Annotated in this window: 19 protein-coding genes and 1 pseudogene; 7 read left to right on the forward strand and 13 right to left on the reverse strand. The window is 61.3% G+C overall.

What is annotated here, in order from left to right:
- Positions 1–6 precede the first annotated feature (6 nt).
- The 3 genes from BT116_RS03220 to BT116_RS03230 are packed head-to-tail and all read right to left on the reverse strand — an operon-like array spanning position 7 to position 1752.
- Positions 7–267, reverse strand: coding sequence for a phosphopantetheine-binding protein (locus BT116_RS03220; protein WP_063323264.1), 261 nt, complete (start codon positions 265–267; stop codon positions 7–9).
- Entirely contained in the window at positions 248–1057 is an 810-nt protein-coding gene (locus tag BT116_RS03225) for a lysophospholipid acyltransferase family protein (RefSeq protein WP_072339995.1), read from the reverse strand. Before BT116_RS03225 ends, BT116_RS03220 begins: the two co-directional genes overlap by 20 nt.
- Positions 1033–1752: a beta-ketoacyl synthase chain length factor gene (locus tag BT116_RS03230; RefSeq protein ID WP_072340387.1), complete on the reverse strand. Its 720-nt coding sequence runs from the start codon at positions 1750–1752 to the stop codon at positions 1033–1035. The genes BT116_RS03225 and BT116_RS03230 overlap by 25 nt, the downstream gene beginning before the upstream one ends.
- Before the next feature lie 359 nt (positions 1753–2111).
- On the opposite strand from BT116_RS03230, the gene BT116_RS03235 reads away from it, so the two are divergent.
- Complete coding sequence (locus BT116_RS03235; protein ID WP_072339996.1) at positions 2112–2882, forward strand: ParA family protein; 771 nt, start codon at positions 2112–2114, stop codon at positions 2880–2882.
- A 59-nt stretch (positions 2883–2941) separates the two neighbouring features.
- Here BT116_RS03235 and trxC read toward each other — a convergent pair whose 3' ends face one another.
- Both trxC and ycaC read right to left on the reverse strand, forming a co-directional pair.
- Entirely contained in the window at positions 2942–3364 is a 423-nt protein-coding gene (gene trxC, locus BT116_RS03240) for a thioredoxin TrxC (protein ID WP_072339998.1), read from the reverse strand.
- Positions 3365–3477: 113 nt separating this feature from the next.
- Positions 3478–4104, reverse strand: a complete 627-nt coding sequence (gene ycaC / locus BT116_RS03245; protein ID WP_018603387.1) for an isochorismate family cysteine hydrolase YcaC — start codon at positions 4102–4104, stop codon at positions 3478–3480.
- A gap of 206 nt (positions 4105–4310) precedes the next feature.
- On the opposite strand from ycaC, the gene BT116_RS03250 reads away from it, so the two are divergent.
- From BT116_RS03250 to BT116_RS03260, 3 genes are all read left to right on the forward strand, one after another.
- On the forward strand, positions 4311–5216 hold the full coding sequence (locus tag BT116_RS03250; RefSeq protein ID WP_218130103.1) for a LysR family transcriptional regulator: 906 nt from the start codon (positions 4311–4313) through the stop codon (positions 5214–5216).
- A gap of 131 nt (positions 5217–5347) precedes the next feature.
- Positions 5348–5626, forward strand: a complete 279-nt coding sequence (locus BT116_RS03255; RefSeq protein ID WP_072340002.1) for a hypothetical protein — start codon at positions 5348–5350, stop codon at positions 5624–5626.
- A gap of 134 nt (positions 5627–5760) precedes the next feature.
- On the forward strand, positions 5761–6162 hold the full coding sequence (locus BT116_RS03260; protein ID WP_072340004.1) for a helix-turn-helix domain-containing protein: 402 nt from the start codon (positions 5761–5763) through the stop codon (positions 6160–6162).
- A gap of 233 nt (positions 6163–6395) precedes the next feature.
- On the opposite strand, the gene selO is transcribed toward BT116_RS03260, so the two are convergent.
- The 5 genes and pseudogenes from selO to BT116_RS31730 form a co-directional block, all read right to left on the reverse strand.
- The gene (gene selO / locus BT116_RS03265) at positions 6396–7859 is read right to left on the reverse strand and encodes a protein adenylyltransferase SelO (RefSeq protein ID WP_072340006.1); all 1464 of its coding nucleotides are present in this window, start codon (positions 7857–7859) and stop codon (positions 6396–6398) included.
- Positions 7860–7895: 36 nt separating this feature from the next.
- Positions 7896–11258 (reverse strand): mechanosensitive channel MscK, encoded by a 3363-nt coding sequence (gene mscK, locus BT116_RS03270; RefSeq protein ID WP_072340008.1) that lies wholly within the window; start codon positions 11256–11258, stop codon positions 7896–7898.
- A 34-nt stretch (positions 11259–11292) separates the two neighbouring features.
- Positions 11293–13035 carry a potassium/proton antiporter gene (locus BT116_RS03275; protein WP_072340010.1) on the reverse strand — a complete coding sequence of 581 codons (1743 nt, stop codon included), beginning with the start codon at positions 13033–13035 and terminating at the stop codon, positions 11293–11295.
- Between the two features lie 267 nt (positions 13036–13302).
- Positions 13303–14175: a methyl-accepting chemotaxis protein gene (locus BT116_RS31725; RefSeq protein ID WP_371914349.1), complete on the reverse strand. Its 873-nt coding sequence runs from the start codon at positions 14173–14175 to the stop codon at positions 13303–13305.
- Positions 14176–14205: 30 nt separating this feature from the next.
- Positions 14206–14994 (reverse strand): annotated as a pseudogene (locus BT116_RS31730) (MCP four helix bundle domain-containing protein); the annotation flags it as partial.
- 192 nt (positions 14995–15186) lie between these two features.
- On the opposite strand from BT116_RS31730, the gene BT116_RS03285 reads away from it, so the two are divergent.
- Complete coding sequence (locus BT116_RS03285) at positions 15187–15417, forward strand: hypothetical protein (protein ID WP_063323244.1); 231 nt, start codon at positions 15187–15189, stop codon at positions 15415–15417.
- Positions 15414–15716 carry a cell division protein ZapA gene (locus BT116_RS03290; RefSeq protein ID WP_003197073.1) on the forward strand — a complete coding sequence of 101 codons (303 nt, stop codon included), beginning with the start codon at positions 15414–15416 and terminating at the stop codon, positions 15714–15716. Before BT116_RS03285 ends, BT116_RS03290 begins: the two co-directional genes overlap by 4 nt.
- A gap of 217 nt (positions 15717–15933) precedes the next feature.
- On the opposite strand, the gene BT116_RS03295 is transcribed toward BT116_RS03290, so the two are convergent.
- Both BT116_RS03295 and putA read right to left on the reverse strand, forming a co-directional pair.
- On the reverse strand, positions 15934–17736 hold the full coding sequence (locus BT116_RS03295; protein ID WP_072340014.1) for an acyl-CoA dehydrogenase: 1803 nt from the start codon (positions 17734–17736) through the stop codon (positions 15934–15936).
- Positions 17737–17914: 178 nt separating this feature from the next.
- Positions 17915–21868: a trifunctional transcriptional regulator/proline dehydrogenase/L-glutamate gamma-semialdehyde dehydrogenase gene (gene putA, locus BT116_RS03300; RefSeq protein WP_072340016.1), complete on the reverse strand. Its 3954-nt coding sequence runs from the start codon at positions 21866–21868 to the stop codon at positions 17915–17917.
- 462 nt (positions 21869–22330) lie between these two features.
- On the opposite strand from putA, the gene putP reads away from it, so the two are divergent.
- A complete protein-coding gene (gene putP, locus BT116_RS03305) occupies positions 22331–23815 on the forward strand; it encodes a sodium/proline symporter PutP (protein ID WP_072340018.1) in 1485 nt (494 codons plus the stop codon).
- An 88-nt stretch (positions 23816–23903) separates the two neighbouring features.
- On the opposite strand, the gene BT116_RS03310 is transcribed toward putP, so the two are convergent.
- Positions 23904–24398 (reverse strand): DUF2165 family protein, encoded by a 495-nt coding sequence (locus BT116_RS03310; RefSeq protein ID WP_072340020.1) that lies wholly within the window; start codon positions 24396–24398, stop codon positions 23904–23906.
- Positions 24399–24664: the final 266 nt, after the last annotated feature.

Here is a 24664-nt window from a genome sequence, read left to right on the forward strand (position 1 = left end):
CTGGTCTCAGGCTACGCTTTTTGCAGTGACGAAGGCCGCAAGGCTTGCCACATTGCTGAAATGGTTACGGGTGTCCTTGGCGTCGGCGTCTATCTTGATGCCGTACTCCTTCTGGATCGCCAGGCCTAACTCCAGGGCATCCACCGAGTCCAGGCCCAGGCCTTCGCCGAACAGCGTCTGGTGGTCGCCGATGTCGTCGATGTCGATGTCTTCCAGGCCGAGGGCGTCGATGATCAGCTTTTTGATGTCACGGTGCAGATCGCTCATCTTCGGCGAGCTCCTTGATGTAATAGTGATGCAAAAAATCGTTGAGCCTGCGCGAAGCCTGGGGTGGCGGGCCGAGCGCGGCGAACGCCTGTGGGTCTATATCGGCCCCGACGTGAAAACTGAAGTGCACGCGGCGCAGGGGGATGCGATACCAGGGTTCAGCCTTGGTCAGGGTCGTGGGGCAGACCTTGATCGTGACGGGCGTGAGGATTTTCGCACCCCGCAGGGCGATGGCCGCCGCCCCCCGATGAAAGGCCGGCACCTGGCCTGGCTGGGTGCGCGTCCCTTCTGGGAAGACGATCAACGTCTGGCCCTCTTGCAAGGCGTCGCTGGCGGCATCGAGCATGTCCATGCTGCCGTCGTTGCTGATGTATTGGGTCGAATGCAGTGGGCCCCGGGTAAAGGGGTTGTCCCAGAGGCTTTGCTTGACCACGCAGTTGGCGTCGCGCACCAGCCCGATCAGGAACACCACGTCGATCAGCGACGGGTGATTGGCAATGATCATCTGCCCAGGGCGCCCGAGTCGTTCGGCGCCATCGATCTGATAGGTGAGCACGCCGGTACGGGCCATGAACCGGATAAAGAACCAGAACAACCGCCCGACCGTGCGGCGCGCCCTTTGCCGGTGGGCCTGGGCATCGCCGGGCCACCAGGCCAGCAACGGGAACACCAGCAAACGCAGGCACAGCCCGCCCAGCCCGAACAGGGCGAAGCTTGCGGCGGTCGCGATCAGGCGCCAGTAATAGGCGTCGCGATGTTTACCCGTCACCGGTTGCGTTGCCAGGTCCATACACGATTCTTCCAGGCATGTTGGCAGGTGGTTTCGTTGTTCAGCAGGGTACGCAACAGATCCAGGGCATGGGGCCAGTCGCTGCCAGGCGATTGGCCGGCCTGCGGGCAGAGATCCAGTTGCCAGTCATCGCCCGGGGTCAGCAGCAGGCCCATGGCATAGGGAAACGGAACGTCATCGACCCAGGGTGCATAGACTTGCGGAGGTTGCTCTTCGGTGATCACCAGCAGCACCGCGGGCGATCCTTCGTTCAGCAGCGCGACGGCCTCCAGCACGCCGTGTTCCAAGCCGTCGCCGGTAGCGGCCAGGGCGGTCATTTCGCTGGTTTCGCCGCGCATGATCGACCACAGGCCAATCACCGCGTTGTGCACCGACAGGCTGAATTGGGTCGGCGACAAGGGCTGGTCGGCTGCCAGGTCCTTGAGAATCTCAAAAGTGCGTGGGGTTTCGCCGTGGCGGGAAATAAAGACCAACGGTAGGTCTGGCCGGCCCTCGGCCAACGGCCAGCCCACACTGAAGGCCATCCGCGCCAGGCGGCTGAGGCGCCGGCGCTGCATGGCCGGCAGGAACGAAACGTCAGGGGCGGCATCGCTGGCCGGCAATACGACCGGCTGTCGGCTCCATGCCTGCCAATCGTCCACGCTTTCGAGCCCAGGGGCCCACGCGCGCCATTGGGCGATATTGAAATTGATCACAAACTTCACCCCACCCCTGCGGGCTTTTATTGTCACGGTTCAGTGGTTTGACCCGCGTCCAACCCTGCATGGCCTTGCGACCCAAGTGGCGCGCATTATCCCGGTGCGATTGGCTTGTAGCAAATGCTGGTTACATTTTGTCCAGCGAAATGTACGAGTTGGTCCGCCCAAGGCCCGGCTTGGACCATTGTCGCGATCATCATGAGCCTGTCTGTCGGTTATTTCTGTCACGGTCTGGGCGAATTGACGTCTGAATCGTCGGAAAAGCCACTGTTGCTGTAGTCCTTCTACGCGGAAGGTAGCTAAGCGGTGTCGCTGCCTACTACACTCGGGAATCTTTGATACACGGAGGTTTTGACATGCGGCGTGTGGTGTTCAATCAGAAAGGTGGCGTGGGCAAGTCCAGCATCGCCTGCAATCTGGCGGCAGTCAGCGCCAGCGAGGGCTATCGCACGCTGTTGGTAGACCTGGATGCCCAGGCCAACTCCACTCAATACCTGACTGGCTTGACCGGCGATGACATTCCCATGGGTATTGCCGATTTCTTCAAGCAAACCCTGTCGTCCGGGCCGTTCTCGAAAAAGAGTAAGGTGGATATCTACGAAACGCCGTTCGACAACCTGCACGTCATCACCGCCACGGCGGAACTGACGGATCTGCAGCCCAAGCTTGAGGCCAAGCACAAGATCAACAAGCTGCGCAAACTGCTCGAAGAGCTGGAGGAAGATTACGACCGGATTTACCTGGATACCCCGCCAGCACTGAATTTCTATGCGGTTTCAGCATTGATCGCCGCCGATCGGGTACTGATCCCCTTCGACTGCGACAGCTTCTCCCGACAGGCGTTGTATGGACTGCTGGCGGAAATCGAGGAGCTCAAGGACGACCATAACGAAGGCCTGGAAGTCGAAGGCATCGTGGTCAACCAGTTCCAGGCTCGGGCCAGCCTGCCACAGCAGATTCTCGACGAACTGATCGCCGAAGGGCTGCCGGTATTGCCGGTGTACCTGAGCAGCTCGGTGCGCATGCGCGAATCCCACCAGGCCAGCCTGCCGCTGATCCACCTGGACCCGCGACACAAGCTGACCCTGCAGTTCATGGAGCTGCATAGCCTGCTGGAAAGCGCCTGAATCTGACTTGTGCAAAACTCATGTGGAGCGAGCTTGCTCGCTCCACATGAGTTTTTGATTCAAATCCCCTGGCTGCGCAACCAAGCCATCAACTGCGGCAACGGCAGCGCCCCACTCTGGCGCGCCACTTCCCGGCCATCCTTGAACAGGATCAGGCTGGGAATCGAGCGGATCCCCAACTGTGCCGATAACTGCTGATTGGCCTCGCTGTCGAGCTTGGCCAAGCGGCATTTGCCCGCCAGCTGTGCGGCGGCTTGTTCGAACACGGGCGCGAAGGACTTGCACGGCCCACACCAATCGGCCCATACATCCACCAGCAATGGCAGGTCGCCTTTGATCTGGCTGGTGTAGTCGCCTTGCTTGAGTTCGAACGGCTTGCTCGATAACACCTGGGCCTTGCAGCGTCCGCACCTGGGTTGGTCGCCCAGGCGTTCGGCGGGTATGCGATTGAGCCCGTTGCAATGGGGGCAGGGGATCAGCATCAGGTCGGTCTCCAGAAAATCATGGGCACAGATTGAACACTATATAGAAACCACCACAAAAACCCCTGTGGGAGCGAGCAAGCTCGCTCCCACAGGGGTGGGGCTGCGTCGGGTTATTTTGCGTTGGTCAGCGTGTTGTAGCTGGTCATCAGGTTGCGGTAGTCCGGGATGTGGTTGGAGAACAAGGTCGCCAGCCCTTCCACGTCGTTGCGCCAGTCGCGGTGCAGTTCGCAAGCCAGGCCGAACCAGGTCATCAGTTGCGCACCCGAGGACGACATGCGGTCCCAGGCCGATTGACGGGTCAGCTCGTTGAACGTGCCGGACGCATCGGTGACCACGAACACTTCGAAACCTTCGGCCAGGGCCGACAGGGCCGGGAAGGCCACGCAGACCTCGGTGACGACGCCGGCGATGATCAGTTGCTTCTTGCCGGTGGCCTTGATCGCCTTGACGAAATCTTCGTTGTCCCAGGCGTTGATCTGGCCTGGGCGAGCGATGTACGGCGCGTCCGGGAACAGCGTCTTGAGCTCGGGCATCAATGGGCCGTTGGGGCCGGTTTCGAAGCTGGTGGTGAGGATGGTCGGCAGTTGGAAGTACTTCGCCAGGTCGGCCAGGGCCAGCACGTTGTTCTTGAAGCGGTCCGGGTCGATGTCGCGTACCAGGGACAGCAGGCCGGCCTGGTGGTCAACCAGCAGAACGGCGGCGTTATCTTTGTCGAGACGGTTGTAGGAAGTAGTCATGGCGTAGTCCTCATCAAGTTTTGGTTGCCGAAGGTGTCGGCGTGGTTAAGGTTTTCAATGTCGGTGCGGCGATTGATCGGTGACTCATCCGGTCGAAGCGCCCGGCTTCAATCCGTGTTGCGTTTCGATGGGTGTAGATTAAAACTGGCACCTTTGATGCGCTAGACTGCAAAAATCCGCCTTAGCGTTCTATTTGGAGAACGATCATCGAAGACCTCAATACGCTTTACTACTTCACCCAGGTCGTGGAGCACCGTGGCTTCGCCGCCGCGGGCCGGGCGCTGGACATGCCCAAGTCCAAACTCAGTCGGCGTATCGCCCAGTTGGAAGATCGGCTTGGGGTGCGCTTGCTCCATCGCACCAGCCGCCACTGCACGTTGACGGAGATCGGCCAGGCCTATTACCAGCGTTGCCTGGCGATGCGGGTCGAAGCCGAGAGCGCGGCGGAAGTGATCGAACGCAACCGCTCCGAGCCCCAGGGGCTGGTGCGCATCAGTTGCCCGACGGCGCTGCTCAACAGTTGGGTCGGGCCGATGCTGACCCGCTATATGCTCAAGTACCCACGGGTGGAGTTGTTCATTGAGAGCACCAACCGCCGGGTGGACCTGATCCATGAAGGATTCGATATCGCCTTGCGGGTGCGCTTTCCGCCGCTGGAAAACACCGACATGGTCATGAAAGTGCTGAGCAACAGCACCCAATGCCTGGTGGGCAGCCCGGCTTACCTTGAGCGCTTGTCTTCACCCGCTTCGCCGGCGGACCTCAACGGCCTGCCGAGCGTGCATTGGGGCGGGGCGCAGCGGGAATATCAGTGGGAATTGTTCGGCCCGGACGGCAGTCGCGCATTGATCCGTCATGAACCGCGCATGGTCACCGACGACCTGCTAGCCCTGCGGCACGCGGTGCTGGCCGGCATCGGCGTCGCCCACTTGCCCACCGTGGTGGTGCGTGAAGACATCGCGGCTGGCCGTCTGGTGGAACTGGTGCCGGGCTGGACGCCCAAGTGCGGGATCGTTCATGCGATCTTCGCCTCACGGCGCGGATTGCTGCCGTCGGTGCGCACGTTGATCGATTTTCTGGCCGAAGAATTCAGCCATAGCGATATGGCCTAGGGCAGGGCCTCGGTTTTTGCCTGCGGCGAAGGGCAGCCCACCCAGGCTGCCATTCATCAGGTGCGTTGCACTCAACGCCCCTCAGGCCCTCAAAAAAACCACAACGTCCCTGTTTGCAATCCGGAGGTCCCATGAGCAATCCTCAAGACCCAGACACCCCACAGGCCGTGGACAACCCCAATGACGACGGCTTCGTCCTCGGCACCGCTGGCCGCGACGAAGACCCCAACGCGGCCCCGTCCTACGCCACCGACCGCCGCCACGAACGGGATGAACTGACCCCCGAAGACGCCCGTGGCATGCCCGGCTATCCCGAGGAAAAACCACCGGCAAAACCCACTGACAAGGGCAATGCCGAAGCCGAGCCGGGCATCGAGACGCCCGAGCAGGGGAACGATAAGGTGGGGTGAGCTGGACTCACATCCGTTCACATTTTTTACCGAGGCCTGAAACCTTGAGCCCGCCTTACTGATGCTATCGCAATTTGCGATGAGCAGAATTTATGTTTACCTTTCCCATTGCAAGTGCGATGAGAAAAATAGAGATGAGTGCATTGATTGAACAAGTCGCTGCCCATTGGGAATTTGTGTCGCCCCTGCTGCGAAAACCCAGGAGCGAAGAGGATTATGACCGCTTGGCGAGTGCTCTTGATGAGCTGTTGGCGTTGGTGGGCGAAGACGAAACCCATCCTCTCATGAGCCTGGTGGATATTATCGGCGAATGGATCGAGGCATGGGATCAGCAGCACCGGCCAATGCCCAAGGCGAGCGGCGTCGAGGCGCTGCGTTACCTGATGCGTGAACATGGCATGAGCCAGAGCGACTTGCCGGGCGTTGGTACCCAGTTGGTGGTATCGGAGGTATTGAGCGGTAAGCGTCAGCTCAATTTGAGGCAGATCCGCTGGTTGGCCGAGCGCTTCGGTGTATCGGTGGAAACCTTCATTTGATGGTTCGGTGTAGCGCAGTGAAATACCGCCTGCTTTTTGTGGCGAGGGGATTTATCCCCGCTCGGCTGCGCAGCAGTCGTAACCCGGCTGACGCGGTTCATCTGTTGCACCGCGTTGTCTTGGGGCTGCTGCGCAGCCCAGCGGGGATAAATCCCCTCGCCACAGGGTAGTCATGTCTTCGGTCCAGACAGGTATGTGTTTGGCGGGCGGTTTATTTCAGTCGTGGCGCCGCGTTACGACGAGCAACTGATCTCCAGGTGCTTGCCCCACTCCGGCGGACGTTGCGCGTAGCTGTCCATGCCCGGTTGTTCCTCGAACGGTTTGCTCAGCACCCTGTGCAGGCGGCGCACTTCTTCGTAGTCGCCAGATTCGGCGGCGTCGATGGCTTTTTGCGCCAGGTAGTTGCGTAGCACGTATAGCGGGTTGACGGCGTGCATGCGCGCGCGGCGTTGGTCTTGATCGACGGGGCCTTCGCGGTTGACGCGGGCAACATACAATTGGCCCCAGGCATCGAAGCCCTTGAGGTCGACGAAGTCATCGCGCAGGGTCGCGACGGCCTGCTCGGGGGCTTGGTCGCCCAGTCGGCGGAAGAACAGGCTGTAGTCGACGCCGCTGTTCTGCATCAATTGCAGCAAGCGCTCCAGCAGTTTCTGGTCGTCTTCTTCGGCGCGGCTCAGGCCGAGGCGGCGGCGCATCAGGTCCAGGTAGTGGGCCTGGTACAGCGGCAAGTACAAGCCGAGGGTCTCACGCAGGGCTTCGACGCTGATGAACGGCGTCAAGGCCTGGGCCAGGGCGCTGAGGTTCCATTGGCCGATGGGCACCTGGTTGCTGAACGAGTAACGGCCCTGGTCATCGGAGTGGTTGCAGATGAAGTTGGCGTCGAAGTCATCGAGGAAGGCGAACGGGCCGAAGTCGAAGGTGATCCCCAGGATCGACATGTTGTCGGTGTTCATCACGCCGTGACAGAACCCGTAGGCCTGCCATTTGGCGATCAGCTCGGCATTGCGCTCGACGATTTCGCGGAACATCGCCAGGTACGGTTCCGGCTGTTCGCGGCACTCGGCAAAGTGCAGGTTCAGCACGTGCTCGGCGAGGGTCGCTTGCAGCTCGGGTTTCTTGGTGTAGTAGAAATATTCGAAATGCCCGAAGCGCACGTGGCTGGGCGCCAGGCGCAGCACCATGGCCGCGCGTTCCTGCTTTTCACGCCACACCGGGGTGTCCGAACCGATCACGCACAAGGCGCGGGTAGTGGGGATGCCCAGGGCGTGCAGGGCTTCGGAGGCGAGGAATTCGCGGATCGAGGAGCGCAGCACCGCGCGCCCGTCGCCCATCCGTGAGAACGGCGTCTGGCCGGCACCCTTGAGGTGCAGGTCCCAGTGCTCGCCGGCCTCGTTGTACACCTCGCCCAGCAGCAATCCACGACCGTCGCCCAATTGTGGGTTGTAGTGACCGAACTGATGCCCCGAGTACACCATCGCCCGAGGTTCGGTTTCAGCCCACAGCTTATGGCCGCCAAAGATCTCGGCAAACAGCGGGGCCTGGGCTTCGTTCGGGTCCAGGTCCAGCAACGCCATGGCGGCCGGGCTGGCGACCACCAGCCGCGGGTTGTCGATGGGCTCGGGCAGCACGTGGGTCGATAAACCGTCGCCCAGGCGGGCGAAGCGGTTATCGAAGGTCAGGGTTTCCAGCGTTTTCATGGCCGTCTCCGGCGCGCCGCCTTCAGGCCGCGCGCATCAGTCGAGTGTGTCTTGCGGCGGCTCGGGCACCGGTTTGATGTTGGCTACGGTCGAGGGCACGGGCGTGAGGGTCTTTTTATCAGGCTCGGCGGGTACCAGTTTGTACTCCTGGCCTTGCATATTCTTCAGATAGATTTCCATCTGCCGGAAGGAGATGTTGATGTGCTCTTTCTTGAACTCACGGTTGATGAAGCGGTTGATCTCGTCCAGTACCGGGTTGCGGTCACCGAGGTCGCGCACGTGCATGCGCAACTCATGGTCGAGGGTGCTTTCACCAAAGTTGAGGAAGTACACGATCGGTTCCGGTTCCTTCAGCACCCGTGGGTTCTCGCGGGCGGCCTTGAGCAGCAGTTCACGCACCCGGTCCAGGTCCGAACCGTAGTCCACGCCCAGTTTCAGGGTTACCCGGGTGACGGTGTCGGTCAGCGACCAGTTGATCAGTTGCCCGGTGATGAAGGTCTTGTTCGGGACGATGATGTCCTTGCGGTCGAAGTCGGTGATGGTGGTCGCCCGAATGCGGATCTTGCTGACCGTGCCCGACAGGTTGCCGATGGTGATGGTGTCGCCGATGCGCACCGGCCGCTCGAACAGGATCATGATGCCGGAGATGAAATTGGCGAAGATCTCCTGCATGCCGAAGCCCAGGCCCACCGACAGCGCGGCCACCAGCCATTGCAGTTTGTCCCAGCTCACGCCGAGGGTGGACAGGGTGGTGACGAAACCGACGCCGGCGATCACATAGGACAGCAACGTGGTGGTGGCGTAGGCGCTGCCCTGGGCCAGGTTCAGCTTCGACAGCACGAACACTTCCAGCAGGCCCGGCAGGTTGCGCGCCAGGGCGAAGGTGATGCCGATGATGATCAGCGCGCCGAGCATGTCGCCGATGCTGATGGGCACCATGCTCATGTTGGCGCCAGTGCCGCTGGTGTATTCGTAGAGGGTGATGTTGTCCAGGTACGAGAACACGCTGATCAGGTCCGACCAGACCCAGTACAGCGCGGCGATGAAGCCGCCCAGCAGCGCCAGGCGAATCAGGCGCAGGGACTGTTCGTTGACCTTCTCGATATCCAGGGTTGGTTCCTCGACCACCGCTTCGCCGTCGCCGGCCTCCTTGGCGGCCTGGCGCTTGGCCAGGGCGCGCTGGTAGGCCAGGCGCCGCGCTGCCACCGACAGGCCACGCACGAAGGTGGCCTCGATCACCAGCCAGAACATCAGCAGGTACAGGGTATTGATCAAGCGGTCGCTGAGTTTCAGCGCGGTGTAGTAGTAGCCGAAGCACACCGCCACGAACAGCGCGATCGGCAGCGCGGTGAATAGCACTCCGACCGCCTTGCGGAACAACGAAGTGTTCTTGTGGGTCGGGCTGCTCAGCAGCAGACGGCTGAGTAACCACGCCATCAGCGCGTAGCAGGTCAGTACGACCGGCATGCCGAGCACGTCATCGGCCAGGGTCGAGGGTTGCAACTCGGCCACGGCCACCACAGCCACCAACGCCAGCACCACCAGCCCGAGCCGGCGAATCCAGCCCTGGAGGAATTCGACCTGGGGTTTTTCCCAGCGGAAATGCAACTCGGCCACGCCGCCTGGCGCCAACACCCGATAGGCGGTGTAGAACACCAGCCAGGCCTGGCCGATCTGCAGCAGCGCCGCACCGAGGTTGGCGTTCTGGCCGCGGGCGTCGATCTGCAAGGCGTAGCCGCAGAGAGTCAGTGCCAGGGCCACCGGCATCGCCAGCAGGATATTGATCAGGATCGCCTGGGGGGTGTGCCACTGGCTGTCGCGCTTGAAGTGGCCAACGTCCTGGTGAACCTTGTTCAGGCGAGCATAGAGATTCTTGCGCCGCCACAGCAACGCCCCGATCAGCAGCGCCAGGGGCAGGAACAGCAGTGGCCGCTGGGTCAGGCCATCGGCCAGTTCACTGAGGCTCGAAGCCCAGGGCAGCGAGTCGATCTGTTTTTCCAGGCGCGCCGGCACCGCACGCATCCATTCGAAATCCAGCGGTTTGTTGCTGGGAATCCAGAACATCTGCTCTTCGAGGGTCGCCCGCAGGTTCTGGGCGGTGCTGAGCAGTTGCTTCTGGTTGAGCTGCAAGGTGATGGATTCGTTGAGTACCGCACTCAACTCGCGGTTCAGGCGTTCCAGCAAGTCGACACGGGTCAGTGCCAGTTCCAGCAGGGCCTTGCGCAACTGCGGCGTGACTTGTTCCGACGGCTGGGAGGCCAGCAGGTTGTCGACATAGGTGCTCGGATTGTTCAGCAATTCGCGCTGCTGGCTGACTTCGAATTGGTACAGGCGGATGTCAGCGATCTGGTCGGCCAGGTTCTGGTCCAGCTTCAAGCGCGGCAGGGTCTGACGCTGCTTGTAGAGAATCTTGGAGAGCAGCAGGCTGCCCTTGAGCACACTGATTTGTTCGTCCAGGGCGGCGTCGGTCTGGGTGACGCTGTCCAACAGTTGTTTGGTCTGCAGGTTCTGCTGGGTGACTTCGTTGAGGCGGTCGGTGCTCTTGAGCAAATAGTCGGAGAGCTTCAGGTTGGCCGCGCTCTCGGTCGCCAGCAAGCTGCTGCCACCGGCCTTTTGGGCTTCGATGGATTGCTGGGTCACCGTCTCCTGGGACTGGGCCAGGCGCTTCTGGTTGATCAGGTTCTGCAGGTCCTGGATTTCCTGCTCCGTGCGGGCGATTTTTTCCATCAGCAAGTCGTGCTGGCCGTTGCCCAGATCCTGCAGTTGGCTGTTGCCGGCCAGTTCCTGGCGGCGCAGCGGAATCAGCGCATTGAGGGCCGCCAGCTCGGCGGTGAGCTGGTCGCGTTGCTCGCCACTCAGGGTCTTGCCGGCATCCCGGCCGGCCTTGAGGATGGCGTTGATCTGCTGGATGCGGGTCTGGCTGCTGGCAATTTCCGCCTGGGCGCGCTCGGGGCGGGTCTGGGCGGTGATGATCAAACTGTTGGCATCGGCCAGGGCTTTTTGCAAGTCGCCCTGCTGGGTGGAGCGATCGGTGAGCATTTGCTCGAGCTGGGGAATCGGCAGGTTGGCGTAGCGCTGCGCCACGGGTACCAGCGTGGTGCCCTTGAGCCGCGCCAGTTCGCGCTGGTTTTCGATGTTCTGCTTGGGGGCGCTCGCCAATTGCTGCTTGAGCGCGAGCAGCTTCTGTTCGTACTCGGCCTTGTTGTTGAGCTGGGTCAGGGTGTTTTGCAGCACCGCCTGCAAGGCCTTCTGCTCGGCTTCCGGCAGTTTGCGGTCGGCGATCTTGTCCAGGCTGGCCTCTACCGAGGCGCTGGTCAGCGGTTCAGCGGCTTGCAGCGTGCAGATGGAAAGACTCAGGCCCAGCAGGGCGATGGTGATAAAGGAGCGCAGGGTAGGCATAGAGACCGGTCAAGCAAGTGAGAGTGGGAGCAGTTTAGAGGAACAAGCCGGGACCCGGGCGACTTCCTTCGGGGAATCTGACGCCCACTTTGCCGATCTTGTTCCCGTCCATGACCGCGACGGTCCACAGGGTATTATTCCATTCCACCTGGTCGCCCACCACCGGTGCGCCACCGACTTTCTGGGCAATGAAGCGCCCCAGGGACATGTCTGGATCGATGCCGTCCAGTTGCAACCCGTACAACGCCGCAACCGCGGCCAGCTGGGCGTCTCCTTCGAGTACGAAGTCGCCGAAGAAACGCAGATCCAGGCCGCGTTGCGGCGCTTGGCTGAACAGTTTTCCAAGGGCTGGCAAGTCGTGTTCATGGCCGATAACACACAGCAAATCACCGACTTCCAACACCGTACTGCCCGACGGATGGAGCAGTTGCTGGCCACGAAACAGTGCCGCGATGCGGGTGCCATCGGGCATTTTCAGGTCCCGCAGGGGTGAGCCGATGCACCATTTTTCAGCGCCCAGGCGATAGATGAACAGCTCCCACTCGCTGGTGACATGGACTTCCAGTGCCGCCCGGGAAATCGGCAGGGGCTCGGGTGGAACGGTCACGTGCAGCAGCTTGGCGACCCACGGCAGGCTCGTGCCCTGCACCAACAGCGAGACCAGCACGATAAAGAACGCCAGGTTGAAATAGAGCTGGGCGTGAGGCAGGCCAGCCATCAACGGGAACACCGCGAGGATGATCGGCACCGCGCCGCGCAGGCCGACCCAGGAAATAAAAGCTTTTTCGCGACCGTGGAATGCCTTGAATGGCAACAGGCCCACCATGACCGACAGGGGCCGTGCAAGCAGAATCATCCACAGCGCCAGGCCCAGGGCGGGCAGGGCGATGGGCAGCAGGTCATGAGGCGTGACCAGCAGCCCTAGCACCAGGAACATGCCGATCTGTGCCAGCCAGGCCATGCCATCGAGCATGTGCAGGATGCCGTGACGGCTGCGCACCGGACGGTTGCCGATCACCAGGCCGCACAGGTAGACCGCGAGGAAGCCGCTGCCGTGCAGGGCGTTGGTCAAGGCGAATACCGCCAGGCCGCCGCTGATGACCAGGATCGGGTACAGGCCGTTGGCCAGGTTGATGCGATTGACCAGTTGCAACATCAGCCAGCCACCGCCCAGGCCGATCACTGCGCCGATGCCGAACTCGCGCACCAGATGCCCCAGCAGGCTCCAATGCAGGCCGGTTTCGCCACTGGCGAGCATGCCGATCAGGGTGACAGTAAGGAACACCGCCATGGGGTCGTTGCTGCCGGACTCGATCTCGAGGCTGGCGCTGACCCGTTCGTTCAGGCCCTTGCCGCCCAGCAGCGAGAACACCGCCGCGGCATCGGTCGAGCCGACGATGGCGCCGATCAGCAGGCCCTGGATCAGGTTCAGGTTGAACAGCCAAGCCGCCGCCAGACCGGTCAGCCCGGTGGTGATCAATACACCGACCGTGGCCAGCGACAACGCCGGCCACAGTGCGACGCGAAAGCTCGACACCCGCGTGCGCAAGCCACCGTCCAACAGGATGACCGCCAAGGCGAGGTTACCGACCAGATAAGCCGTGGCGTAGTTATCGAAAAGAATACCGGCGCCGTCGACACCGGCCACCATGCCCACGGCCAGGATGATCACCAGGATCGGGATGCCCAGGCGGGACGAAAGAGAACTCACCAGGATGCTCGCACCTACCAGCAACGCGCCGATCAAGAACAGGCTGTTGATGGTCGTAGCAGTCAAAGGCAGTACTCCGGAAAAGCTAAGGGCGGGCGCAGACTGACCATGCAGTCTGCGTGCCAGCGATTCTAACCTGTTGAAATGTGATGCTGTCAAAAAAGGTTGGGGCTGGGGGGGGCACAGCCCTTGTGGCGAGGGGATTTATCCCCGTTGGGCTGAAGCAGCCCCGAGAACTTTGCCGTCATATAGATCGATAGCGAGCGCTTCGCACTCGATCGGGGATAAATCCCCTCGCCACAGGAAGCTCTCGCCACGAAGGTAGGTTGAGGGTTAAAGGCTGAACCGCCCAACCATGCTGTTCAAGTCCACGGCCAGGCGCGACAGTTCGGCACTGGCGGCGCTGGTCTGGTTGGCACCGGTGGCCGATTGCACCGACAGGTCGCGGATGTTCACCAGGTTGCGGTCCACTTCACGGGCCACTTGGGCCTGCTCTTCGGCGGCGCTGGCAATCACCAGGTTGCGTTCGTTGATCTCGACGATGGCGGTGTTGATGGTGTCCAGGGACATGCCGGCGCCGCGGGCGATGTTCAGCGTCGACTCCGCGCGCTCGGTGCTGTTGCGCATCGAATCCACGGCGTGTTCGGTGCCGCTCTGGATGCTGCCGATCATGCGTTCGATCTCGCTGGTCGACTGCTGGGTACGGTGGGCCAGGGCGCGGACTTCGTCGGCCACCACGGCAAAGCCACGACCGGCCTCACCGGCACGGGCGGCTTCGATGGCGGCGTTCAGCGCCAGCAGGTTGGTCTGGTCGGCCAGGCCACGGATCACGTCCAGCACCTTGCCGATGTCACGGGATTCATCGGCCAGGTTGCCGATCAACGCCGCGGTGCTTTGCACATCGGCGCTCATGCGTTCGATGGCGCTGACGGTTTCCTGCACCAGGTCGCGACCGTCGCCTGCGGAGGTGGTGGCGTTTTTCGATGCTTCGGAGGTGCTCACTGCATTGCGCGCGACTTCTTCCACGGCGCTGGTCATTTCGTTGACTGCGGTGGCGGCCTGCTCGATTTCGTTGTTCTGCTGGGTCAGGCCACGGGCGCTTTCATCGGTGACACTGTTGAGTTCTTCGGCGGCGGAGGCCAGTTGTGTGGCCGAGCCGGAGATCCGCTGCAAGGTGTCGCGCAGTTTTTCCTGCATGGTCGACATTGCCCGCAGCAGGCGACCGGCTTCGTCGCTGCCATCCACGGTGATCGGCCGAGTCAGGTTGCCCTTGGCGATTTCTTCGGCCGCATCCAGGGCGTTGGCGATCGGTTTGGTGATGCTGTTGGTCAGCAGCCAGGCGAACAGCAGGGTCAGGCCGGTGGCGATGACCAGCAGTGTGACAACCATATTGAAGGCTCTTGAATATTGTTGCTCTGCACCCCGATTAAAAGCGTCGGCTTGTTGGTTATTGATTTCCAGCAGGCGACCGAGTACCACGTTGATGGCTTCGGAGTTGCTCAACAGCTCGGTGTTGAGCAAAGCCCGCAGATCTTCGATCTGATTGTTGCGCGACAGGGTTTTCATCCGATCTTCAAGCTGACGGTATTGCCCCAGCAGTTGCACGTATTGATCGTAGGCAGCCCGTTCTTCCGGGGCGCTGATCAGCTTTTCATAGGTAGCCTGGGCCGCGCGGATCTGCTGGTTGCGCTGCTCGAACAGGTCGTAGGTTTTCTGCTGGATGTCCGGTTCGCGGTTGGTCAGCAAGCGATAGGACAGCACCCGCAGCCGCAGGGTGAGCTGGGTGAACTCATCCAGGGCCTTGATGCTGGGCACGCTGTTGCGGGCGATGCTTTCGCCAGATGCGCGGATGGTGCTCATCTGGGTCAGGGCAAATACCCCAAGGGCGAGCATCAGGGCGCCGATCAGGGCAAACCCCAGGAATGCCCGGGGCGCGATGTTCATATTACGTAGGGACATGGAAAGTACCGGAAGTAGACGCGTCCGTGCGGGGCTGTGACTGCTGTTCCCTGACTTATCGGTCATACGACTAAAGTCTTGAGTGACATGCGTGTTTTTGTCACGGAGCAAAGGTGGCGGTGCGACGAAGGGTCGGAACCAGATTCCCCATTCGCAGTCTCTAAAACTCGCCGGAAAGCCCTGCTACCCCGTAAAGCGTGGCATTGGCAGTGACTTTTCTTTATCGTACGCGCCCCTTGAAAAAGCCTGGAAATCAACATGTTGGAAACATCCCTCAGCCAACTGGAGCAACTGGTCAATGACCTGGTGCAACAGAACCGTCACCTCACCGGCCTGAACGAAACCCTGAACACCGAGCTTGCCAAGGCCAAGGATGAAAACGAAAGCCTGCAACTGAGCCTGATGGAACAGGAAGAACTGCACGGCACCACCGCGGCCCGCATCCAGGCCCTGATCGAGCGCGCCAGCGCCGGTCCTGTCAGCGCATGAAGCACGGCGCCGATGGGGTGACAGTCATCTCGATCCTGGGAGAAGACTATTCAATCAAAGCGCCGGCCGGGCAGGAACAGGCCCTGTTGGACGCCGCTTCGATGCTCAAGGCCGCACTGGCTGATACGAAAAGGAAGTACCCGACGCTGATCGGTGATCGCCTGCTGGTGCTGGCGGCCATGAACCTGTGTTCGCAGCAGATGGAAATGCAGAAGCAACATCAAGCGGAACTCGACCGTTACCAAGAGCAAGTCAGCGCCACGGTCGATGTGATTGCCAAGACGATCCAGCAGGCCTGAAACCGTTAACGAATGTTGACTGTGGGGCTTGTGTGGGAGTGAGCTTGCTCGCGATGGCGTCAGCCCAGCTACCTGTGTGTTGGCTGAAACACCGCTATCGCGAGCAAGCTCGCTCTCACTGTGGATCGGTGGTGAGCGCAGATGGTGTGTTCACTTGGAACCCCTGTGGGAGCGAGCTTGCTCGCGATTGGCTCTCGGCCGCGCCGCAAGACTCGCCTCAAAACCACTCATCCCGCATCCCCAGGCACGTATCATCTCGCGCCTCGAGTAGCTCCAGCTCATGATGACAACCCGGCACTTCCCAGGTCAGGAAGTAGCGCGCCGCTTGCAGCTTGCCGTTATAGAAGTCGCTGTCCGCAGTATTCCCCTTGGCCAGGCCCTCCTCGGCACGGATCGCCTGTTCCAGCCAGCGCCAGCCAATCACCATATGGCCAAACACTTTGAGGTACAGGGCCGAGTTGGCCAGGCTGCTGTTCACCTTGCCCTGGGCCAGGTCCGTCAGCAGTCCGAGGGTGACGGTTTGCAGGCGTGCCACGAGGCCTTCCAGTGGTTGGCGCAACGGCGTTAACGATGGGTGCGCCTGGGCGCGTTCGGTGGTGTCGGCCACCAGGCGGACCAGTTGCTTGAGCCCGGCACCGCCGTTCTGCGCCAGTTTTCGCCCCAGCAGGTCCAGGGACTGGATGCCGTGGGTGCCTTCATGGATCGGGTTCAGGCGATTGTCGCGGTAATACTGCTCCACTGGGTATTCGCGGGTGTAGCCGTGGCCCCCCAGGATCTGGATCGCCAGCTCGTTGGCCTTCAGGCAGAACTCAGAGGGCCAGGATTTGACGATCGGGGTCAGCAGGTCCAGCAGCTCATGGGCGCGTCTGCGCTCGGCTTCGCTTTCCAGGATGGTGGTGTCGTCGAACAAGCGCGCCGCGTACAGGCCCAGGTCAAACGAACCTTCAACGTAGGCCTTCTGGGTCAGCAGCATGCGGCGCACGTCGGCGTGCTGGATGATCGCCACCGGGGCGGTGGTCGGGTCCTTGCTGTCGGGCACCCGGCCCTGCGGGCGTTCGCGGGCGTATTCAAGGGAATACAGGTAGCCGGCGTAACCCAGCATGACTGCGCCCATGCCGACGCCGATTCGCGCCTCGTTCATCATTTGGAACATGTAGCTCAGGCCGTGGTGCGGTTTACCTACGAGGTAACCGACACACTCGCCGTTGTCGCCGAAGTTCAGCGCCGTGGAGGTGGTGCCACGCCAGCCCATCTTGTGAAACAGCCCCGCCAGCAGAACATCGTTACGCTGACCGAGGCTGCCGTCGTCGTTGACCAGGAACTTGGGCACGATAAACAGCGAAATGCCCTTCACGCCCGGCGGGGCGTCCGGCAATTTCGCCAGGACCATGTGCACGATGTTTTCCGACAGCGGATGATCGCCACCGGAGATGAAGATTTTGTTGCCTTTGACTCGATAGCTGCCGTCGGACGCCGGCTCCGCACGTGTACGAATGTCCGCCAGCGAGGAGCCAGCGTGGGGTTCGGTCAGGGCCATGGTGCCGAAGAAACGACCGTCGATCATCGGTTGCAGGAAGCGTTTTTTCTGCTCTTCGCTGCCGAAGCTTTCGATCAGGTTCGCCGCGCCCATGGTCAGGAACGGATAAGAGGTCGAAGCGGCGTTGGCCGACTGGAAGTGCGCGAAGCAGGCCTGGGACAGCAACGTCGGCAGTTGCATGCCGCCTGCCTCGAAGCTGCGCGCAGCGTTGAGGAATCCGGCCTCGAGAAAAGCGTCCACCGCCGGCTTCACTTCCGGAATCAGAATCGCCTCGCCGTTCTCGTAGCGCGGTTCGTTTTCGTCATTCTTGCGATTGTGGGGGGCGAAAAATTTCTCGGCGATGTTTCGCGCCGTCGCGAGGGCCGCGTCGAAGGTTTCGCGATTGTGTTCGGCGAACCGCTCGCGCTGGGTCAGGCCCTCGGCATCGAGGACTTCATACAGCTCGAAAGCCAGATTGCGGGAACTGAGCAGCGTCTCGGACATGGCGGCTTACCTTTTTTTGGGATGGGCCGAGTCTAGGCGTGCTGATAAAGGCTGAACAGGATGATTGATGATAGTGATGCAGTGGTGCGGGCGACACTAATCCCAATGTGGGAGCGAGCAAGCTCCCACAGGGATTGGATTGCCAGGCACCCATTGCAGGTGCCTGGGTTACAGCGGTTTAACCGATAGTCATCAAGCTGGCGTTACCACCCGCGGCCGCGGTGTTGACGCTCAAGGCTCGCTCGATCACCAGACGCTCCAGCGCCACGCTGGTCTCGCCCTGGGACAGGCCATGGACCCCGACGATAGCGCCGGTGCGCTTGGCTACCTGTTGGCAAACGCCGCGCAGTTGATCCGAGTCGCCGTGGTGCAGGACCGCGTCGAACAGCACCTCGTCCTTGGTCCAGTCGGCCACCCGCTGGATGCGCGCCTGAATCTCTTTCGGCAAGCGGGCGAACAAGGCCTTGCTGGTGTCGGTTTCCGGCCACACGGCCGAGCCGCCCACGGCCAGTACGGCCGCCAGTTGCGTCAGCAGGTCGCCTTCCACGTCGGCCAGGCACAACACGTGCTCGCGCGGCAGGATGGCATAGCTGTTGCGCTCGCCGGTCGGGCCGGTCAGAGTCCGGGTAATACCGCTTTGCGATTGAGCCGCGAACTGCACGCACAGGGCGCTCAGCTCGGCGAGCTTCTGGCTGTCGGCCCAGGCTTGCAGGGCGGCCAGCGGTTTGCTCATGGCGTCGCGCAAACGCAGGTCCGGCGCGGTGAGGGCATCACCACGGGCGAAGGACTGCTGGATCGCATCGGTAGGACGTGTCGACAGCAGGCGGTACAGGTACAGCGGACCACCGGCCTTGGGACCGGTGCCCGACAGGCCTTCGCCGCCAAACGGCTGCACGCCGACCACCGCGCCGACAATGTTGCGGTTCACGTAGACGTTGCCCGCATGGACATTGTCGATCACCTTGGCGATGGTTTCGTCGATGCGCGTGTGCACGCCCAGGGTCAGGCCATAGCCGGAGGCGTTGATCTGGTTGATCAGCTGGTCCAGCTCCTTGCGCTTGTAGCGCACCACGTGCAGCACCGGACCGAAGATCTCGCGCTGCAGTTCGTCGAAGCTTTCCAGCTCGATCAGGGTTGGCATCACGAAGGTGCCGCGCTTGCACTCGTCACTGTCGGCGATTGCCATCTGGTACACGGTGCGACCCTTGTCGCGCATGGCCTGGATGTGTTTCTCGATGCCAGCCTTGGCTTCGGCGTCGATCACCGGACCGATGTCCACCGACAGACGCTCAGGGTTGCCGAGGCGCGATTCGGCCATGGCGCCCTTGAGCATTTCGATGACACGGTCGGCGGAATCTTCCTGCAGACACAGGACCCGCAGGGCCGAGCAACGCTGGCCGGCACTGTCGAAGGCCGACGACACCACGTCGATGACCACTTGTTCGGTCAGCGCCGAGGAGTCGACGATCATGGCGTTCTGGCCGCCGGTTTCGGCGATCAGCGGGATCGGACGGCCCTGGTTGTCCAGGCGCCCGGCGATGTTGCGTTGGAGCAGGCGGGCGACTTCGGTGGAGCCGGTGAACATCACGCCCTTGACCCGCTCGTCACCCACCAGGCGGGCACCGACGGTTTCGCCGCGCCCCGGCAGCAATTGCAGCACGCCTTCCGGAATGCCGGCTTCGAGCATCAGGCGCACAGCCTGGGCAGCCACCAATGGCGTTTGCTCGGCGGGCTTGGCCAATACCGGGTTACCGGCGGCCAGGGCAGCGGCGACCTGGCCGCTGAAAATCGCCAGCGGGAAGTTCCACGGGCTGATGCAGACCACCGGACCCAGTGGGCGGTGGGCATCGTTGGTGAAATCGTTGCGCGCCTGCACCGCGTAGTAGCGCAGGAAATCCACGGCTTCACGCACTTCAGCAATGGCGTTGGCGAAGGTCTTGCCAGCTTCGCGGGCCAGCAGGCCCATCAGCGGCTGGATCTCGCCTTCCATCAGGTCGGCGGCACGTTCGAGGATCGCGGCGCGCTCGGCTGGCGGCGTGGCTTGCCAGATCGGTGCGGCGTTGAGGGCGCACTGGATGGCGTTGTCGACATCGGCGACCGTGGCTTCCTGCACATGGCCCACCACGTCGCGGTGATCGGACGGGTTCAGTACCGGGGCCGGGGTTTCTTCGCTCGATGCGCAGCCGAGCATCGGCACGGCTTTCCAATCGTTATGGGCAGTGGCAAGCAGGGCGCAGGACAGCGACGCCAAACGATGTTCGTTGGCCAGGTCGATGCCGCTGGAGTTGGCGCGGTCGCTGCCATACAGGTCACGCGGCAGCGGGATGCGCGGGTGCGGCAGGCCGAAACCGCCTTCCAGCGTCGCCATCTGCTCGATGCTGGCCACTGGATCGGCCACCAGCTCCTGAATCGAGATGGACTGGTCGGCGATACGGTTGACGAACGAAGTGTTCGCGCCGTTTTCCAGCAGGCGACGTACCAGGTACGCCAGCAGTGTTTCGTGAGTGCCGACCGGAGCGTACACGCGGCACGGGCGGTTCAGCTTGCCTTCGGAAACCTTGCCTACAACCTGTTCGTACAGGGGTTCACCCATGCCATGCAGGCACTGGAATTCGTACTGGCCCGGGTAATAGTTCTGACCGGCGATGTGGTAGATGGCTGCCAGGGTATGGGCGTTGTGCGTGGCGAACTGCGGGTAGATGACTTCCGGCACCGACAGCAGTTTGCGGGCGCAGGCGATGTAGGACACGTCGGTGTACACCTTGCGGGTATAGACCGGATAGCCTTCCAGGCCTTCGACCTGGGCGCGCTTGATTTCGCTGTCCCAGTACGCGCCTTTTACCAGGCGGATCATCAGGCGATGACGGCTGCGACGAGCCAGGTCGATCACATAGTCGATCACGTACGGGCAACGCTTCTGGTAGGCCTGGATCACGAAGCCGATGCCGTTCCAGCCGGTCAGTTGCGGCTCGAAGCACAGGCGCTCGAGCAGATCCAGCGACAGCTCGAGGCGGTCGGCCTCTTCGGCGTCGATGTTCAGGCCGATGTCGTATTGCTTGGCCAGCAGGGTCAGCGACAGCAGGCGCGGGTACAGCTCGTCCATGACGCGCTCGTACTGGGCGCGGCTGTAGCGCGGGTGCAGGGCGGACAGCTTGATGGAAATGCCTGGGCCTTCATAAATCCCACGACCGTGGGACGCTTTGCCGATCGAGTGGATGGCTTGTTCGTACGAGGCCAGGTACTTCTGCGCATCGTGTTCGGTGAGTGCGGCTTCACCCAGCATGTCGTAGGAATAGCGGAAGCCTTTGGTTTCGAACTTGCTGGCGTTGGCCAGGGCTTCGGCGATGGTTTCGCCGGTGACGAACTGCTCGCCCATCAGGCGCATGGCCATGTCGACGCCCTTGCGGATCATCGGCTCGCCGCTCTTGCCGATGATGCGGCTCAGGGAAGAGGTCAGGCCTGCTTCGTTATGGGTAGCGACCAGCTTGCCAGTCAGCAGCAGGCCCCACGTGGCGGCGTTGACGAACAACGACGGGCTGTTGCCCAAGTGTGGCTGCCAGTTGCCGGTGCTGATCTTGTCGCGGATCAGCGCGTCACGGGTACCTTTGTCCGGGATGCGCAGCAGCGCCTCGGCCAGGCACATCAGTGCTACGCCTTCCTGGGACGACAGGGAAAACTCCTGCAGCAAACCCTGAACGATACCGGCACGGCCGCCGGCACTTTTCTGGTTGCGCAGTTTTTCAGCAATCGAAGCCGCCAGTTTGTTGGTGGCTTCGGCCATTTGTGCCGGCAGGCGGGCCTGCTCGATCAGCATCGGCACCACTTCCGGCTCTGGGCGACGGTAAGCGGCCGTGATGGAGGCGCGCAGGACCGATTGCGGCAGGATGCTCTCGGCAAATTCGAGGAAGCATTGGTGAGCATGGTCGACTTGCACATCGCCAGCATCGTCGCTGTCGGTGCGAGGTGAACCGTTCAGCTCGGTCAGGGTTGCACCACCCTCGAGTTTTTCCAGGTAATTGAAAATTGCCTGCTTGATCAGCCAGTGCGGCGTGCGATCAATCGAGGTTGCGGCCGCCTTGAGGCGTTCGCGGGTCGGGTCATCGAGTTTGACCCCAAGGGTGGTGGTAGCCATATTTTTATCCTCATGTTTACCACGTATCGCGTGGCATCAGCTGGCGGCAAGATTAGCTGCGGGATGATTGAGGTGCAACCGGGTGCAACCCTTTTTTTCTCGAAATGACAGGCAGCTCATCTGGAAGCAAATATCGTCCGGCTGATCCTGCACCGGCTTAGTGCTTTAGCTTCTAGCTGAGCGCTGGAAACTGCACTAAAAGGGAGCAAAAAATACAGATTTTGCGATAAAACCGATCAGGTGCAACTTATTCGAACGAAACTGGTTGCACCTTATTTGATTTGTTGAATAGCATTCGCGGCCAAGGTGCAACCGGTTCAAAACCGAGGGGCATCGGCTGATGGCTTTCCTGGGGAAACATCAGTCATAAATTCGCGGGACTGCAAATCGTCGCTACAACGTCTGTGTTGTCGACGCTTTCAACTGCCACCGCTACATAAAAACAAAGCCAGGGCGTAACTCATGAGTGTTAGTAATCCCACCTTGATCACTTTCGTGATCTATATCGCAGCCATGGTCCTGATCGGTCTGATGGCTTACCGCTCCACCAACAACCTTTCCGATTACATCCTGGGCGGTCGTAGCCTGGGCAGCGTGGTGACGGCACTGTCTGCAGGTGCTTCCGACATGAGCGGCTGGTTGTTGATGGGTTTGCCCGGTGCAATCTACATGTCCGGCCTGTCGGAAAGTTGGATCGCCATCGGCCTGATCGCCGGTGCCTACCTGAACTGGTTGTTCGTGGCCGGTCGCCTGCGGGTTCAGACCGAGCACAACGGTGACGCGCTGACGCTGCCGGACTACTTCTCCAGCCGTTTCGAAGACAAGAGCGGCGTGCTGCGGATCATCTCTGCGGTGGTGATCCTGGTGTTCTTCACCATCTACTGCGCTTCCGGCATCGTGGCCGGTGCCCGTCTGTTCGAAAGCACCTTCGGCATGTCTTACGAGACGGCGCTGTGGGCCGGTGCTGCAGCGACCATTGCCTACACCTTCGTCGGTGGTTTCCTGGCCGTGAGCTGGACCGACACCGTACAGGCCACCCTGATGATCTTTGCGCTGATCCTCACACCGATCATCGTGCTGCTGGCTACCGGTGGTGTGGACACCACGTTCCTGGCCATTGAAGCAAAAGATCCTACGTCGTTCGACATGCTGAAAAACACCACCTTCATCGGCATCATCTCGCTGATGGGCTGGGGCCTGGGTTACTTCGGCCAACCGCACATCCTGGCGCGCTTCATGGCGGCGGATTCGGTCAAGTCGATCGCCAATGCCCGTCGCATTTCCATGACCTGGATGATCCTGTGCCTGGGCGGCACCGTGGCTGTGGGCTTCTTCGGTATCGCTTACTTCTCGGCGCACCCTGACGTGGCCGGTCCCGTGACCGAGAACCCAGAGCGGGTGTTCATCGAGCTGGCGAAGATCCTGTTCAACCCATGGGTTGCCGGTGTGTTGCTGTCGGCCATCCTGGCGGCGGTGATGAGCACCCTGAGTTGCCAGTTGCTGGTGTGCTCCAGTGCCCTGACCGAAGACTTCTACAAGACCTTCCTGCGCAAGGGCGCTTCCCAGCTGGAACTGGTCTGGGTCGGCCGCGCCATGGTGCTGCTGGTGGCTTTGGTCGCTATTGCCCTGGCCGCTAACCCGGAAAACCGCGTACTGGGTCTGGTGAGCTACGCCTGGGCCGGTTTTGGTGCTGCCTTCGGCCCGGTTGTCCTGATCTCGGTAATCTGGAAGAACATGACCCGCAATGGCGCGCTCGCCGGCATTCTGGTGGGTGCGATCACTGTGATCGTCTGGAAGCATTTCGCGTTGCTGGGCCTGTACGAAATCATCCCGGGCTTCATCTTCGCCAGCCTGGCTATCTACTTCGTCAGCAAGATGGGCGTGCCTACCGCAGGTATGCTGCAGCGCTTCGACGCGGCGGAAAAAGATTTTCGCCTGAACCAGTAAGGCCTTCGGCGAGGCCTTGATGGCTCGCAGGACGACTTGCATGAAAACGGCCCGTCTCCAATGGAGGCGGGCCTTTTTTTCATGGGGCTCAGTCCGGGTTGGCGTCAGGCTGGTTGAGAAAGATCAACACGCCCAGGATCGCCATATAGAACCTGAACGCGGCGTCCTGGCCATTCCAGATTTCTGATTGCCACATCAGGAACCACTCGCCACCGACGACCATGAAACCAAAGAACCAGACGAAGAAACCCACCGTCAGGCCGGCAACGGCCCAGCGCTTGGCGCGGGCGAAAACCGCAGCCTCGGTTTGGCGTGCCAGCCACAGTTCCAGTGCGCCGTAGCCCAGCAACCCTGCCGTCATCGCTTCGCCGAGAATAATCAGCCAATAGGCCCCGTGCCACATCCACGGTTGATCGATGGCCCGATACCGGGCGGCGTTGTCGGGAAAGGTGGTATCCATACTCAGTACGTGATGGACGAAATTGAAGTTGGAGCTGTAGTCCGTGATGTTATTGAACACCGTCAGGAAGGCGAATGCGGCGAGCGCCAGGGTCATTGCGATTTTTGCGTAACGTGTTGTCATGCCGTGCGTCCTTTGCTTTTTTGTGACCATGGCACGTTATCACGCTCACTACTGCCCAGAAATCGGCCTCATTGCAAGATTCTGTGGATTTGTTTGCAGGGCGATTGCGGTTGTCCGCGATGCCTCAAATGTCTATCGGAAAATGCATCAGGTTCTGCGGCCTTTTACTTCTTGGATGTAGGGCAAATCTGTTTTTCCTGACCTCCAATCCACTCTCCCTATCGCTCGTGCAGAATCACCCGCCTCCACTCAGCAGAGGCACATTG

The organism is Pseudomonas sp. NFACC16-2 (assembly GCF_900119205.1).
Classification (GTDB): Bacteria; Pseudomonadota; Gammaproteobacteria; order Pseudomonadales; family Pseudomonadaceae; genus Aquipseudomonas; species Aquipseudomonas fluorescens_Q.

Excerpts from the sequence above, each read along its gene's own strand:
- BT116_RS03225 (WP_072339995.1), bottom strand. The coding sequence starts at position 1,057 with ATGGACCTGGCAACGCAACCGGTGACGGGTAAACATCGCGACGCCTAT.
- BT116_RS03220 (WP_063323264.1), bottom strand. The coding sequence starts at position 267 with ATGAGCGATCTGCACCGTGACATCAAAAAGCTGATCATCGACGCCCTC.
- BT116_RS03310 (WP_072340020.1), bottom strand. The coding sequence starts at position 24,398 with ATGACAACACGTTACGCAAAAATCGCAATGACCCTGGCGCTCGCCGCA.
- BT116_RS03285 (WP_063323244.1), top strand. The coding sequence starts at position 15,187 with ATGTTGGAAACATCCCTCAGCCAACTGGAGCAACTGGTCAATGACCTG.
- mscK (WP_072340008.1), bottom strand. The coding sequence starts at position 11,258 with ATGCCTACCCTGCGCTCCTTTATCACCATCGCCCTGCTGGGCCTGAGT.
- BT116_RS03260 (WP_072340004.1), top strand. The coding sequence starts at position 5,761 with ATGAGTGCATTGATTGAACAAGTCGCTGCCCATTGGGAATTTGTGTCG.
- BT116_RS03295 (WP_072340014.1), bottom strand. The coding sequence starts at position 17,736 with ATGTCCGAGACGCTGCTCAGTTCCCGCAATCTGGCTTTCGAGCTGTAT.
- selO (WP_072340006.1), bottom strand. The coding sequence starts at position 7,859 with ATGAAAACGCTGGAAACCCTGACCTTCGATAACCGCTTCGCCCGCCTG.
- BT116_RS03290 (WP_003197073.1), top strand. The coding sequence starts at position 15,414 with ATGAAGCACGGCGCCGATGGGGTGACAGTCATCTCGATCCTGGGAGAA.
- putA (WP_072340016.1), bottom strand. The coding sequence starts at position 21,868 with ATGGCTACCACCACCCTTGGGGTCAAACTCGATGACCCGACCCGCGAA.
- BT116_RS03235 (WP_072339996.1), top strand. The coding sequence starts at position 2,112 with ATGCGGCGTGTGGTGTTCAATCAGAAAGGTGGCGTGGGCAAGTCCAGC.
- trxC (WP_072339998.1), bottom strand. The coding sequence starts at position 3,364 with ATGCTGATCCCCTGCCCCCATTGCAACGGGCTCAATCGCATACCCGCC.
- BT116_RS31725 (WP_371914349.1), bottom strand. The coding sequence starts at position 14,175 with ATGTCGACCATGCAGGAAAAACTGCGCGACACCTTGCAGCGGATCTCC.
- BT116_RS03255 (WP_072340002.1), top strand. The coding sequence starts at position 5,348 with ATGAGCAATCCTCAAGACCCAGACACCCCACAGGCCGTGGACAACCCC.
- ycaC (WP_018603387.1), bottom strand. The coding sequence starts at position 4,104 with ATGACTACTTCCTACAACCGTCTCGACAAAGATAACGCCGCCGTTCTG.
- putP (WP_072340018.1), top strand. The coding sequence starts at position 22,331 with ATGAGTGTTAGTAATCCCACCTTGATCACTTTCGTGATCTATATCGCA.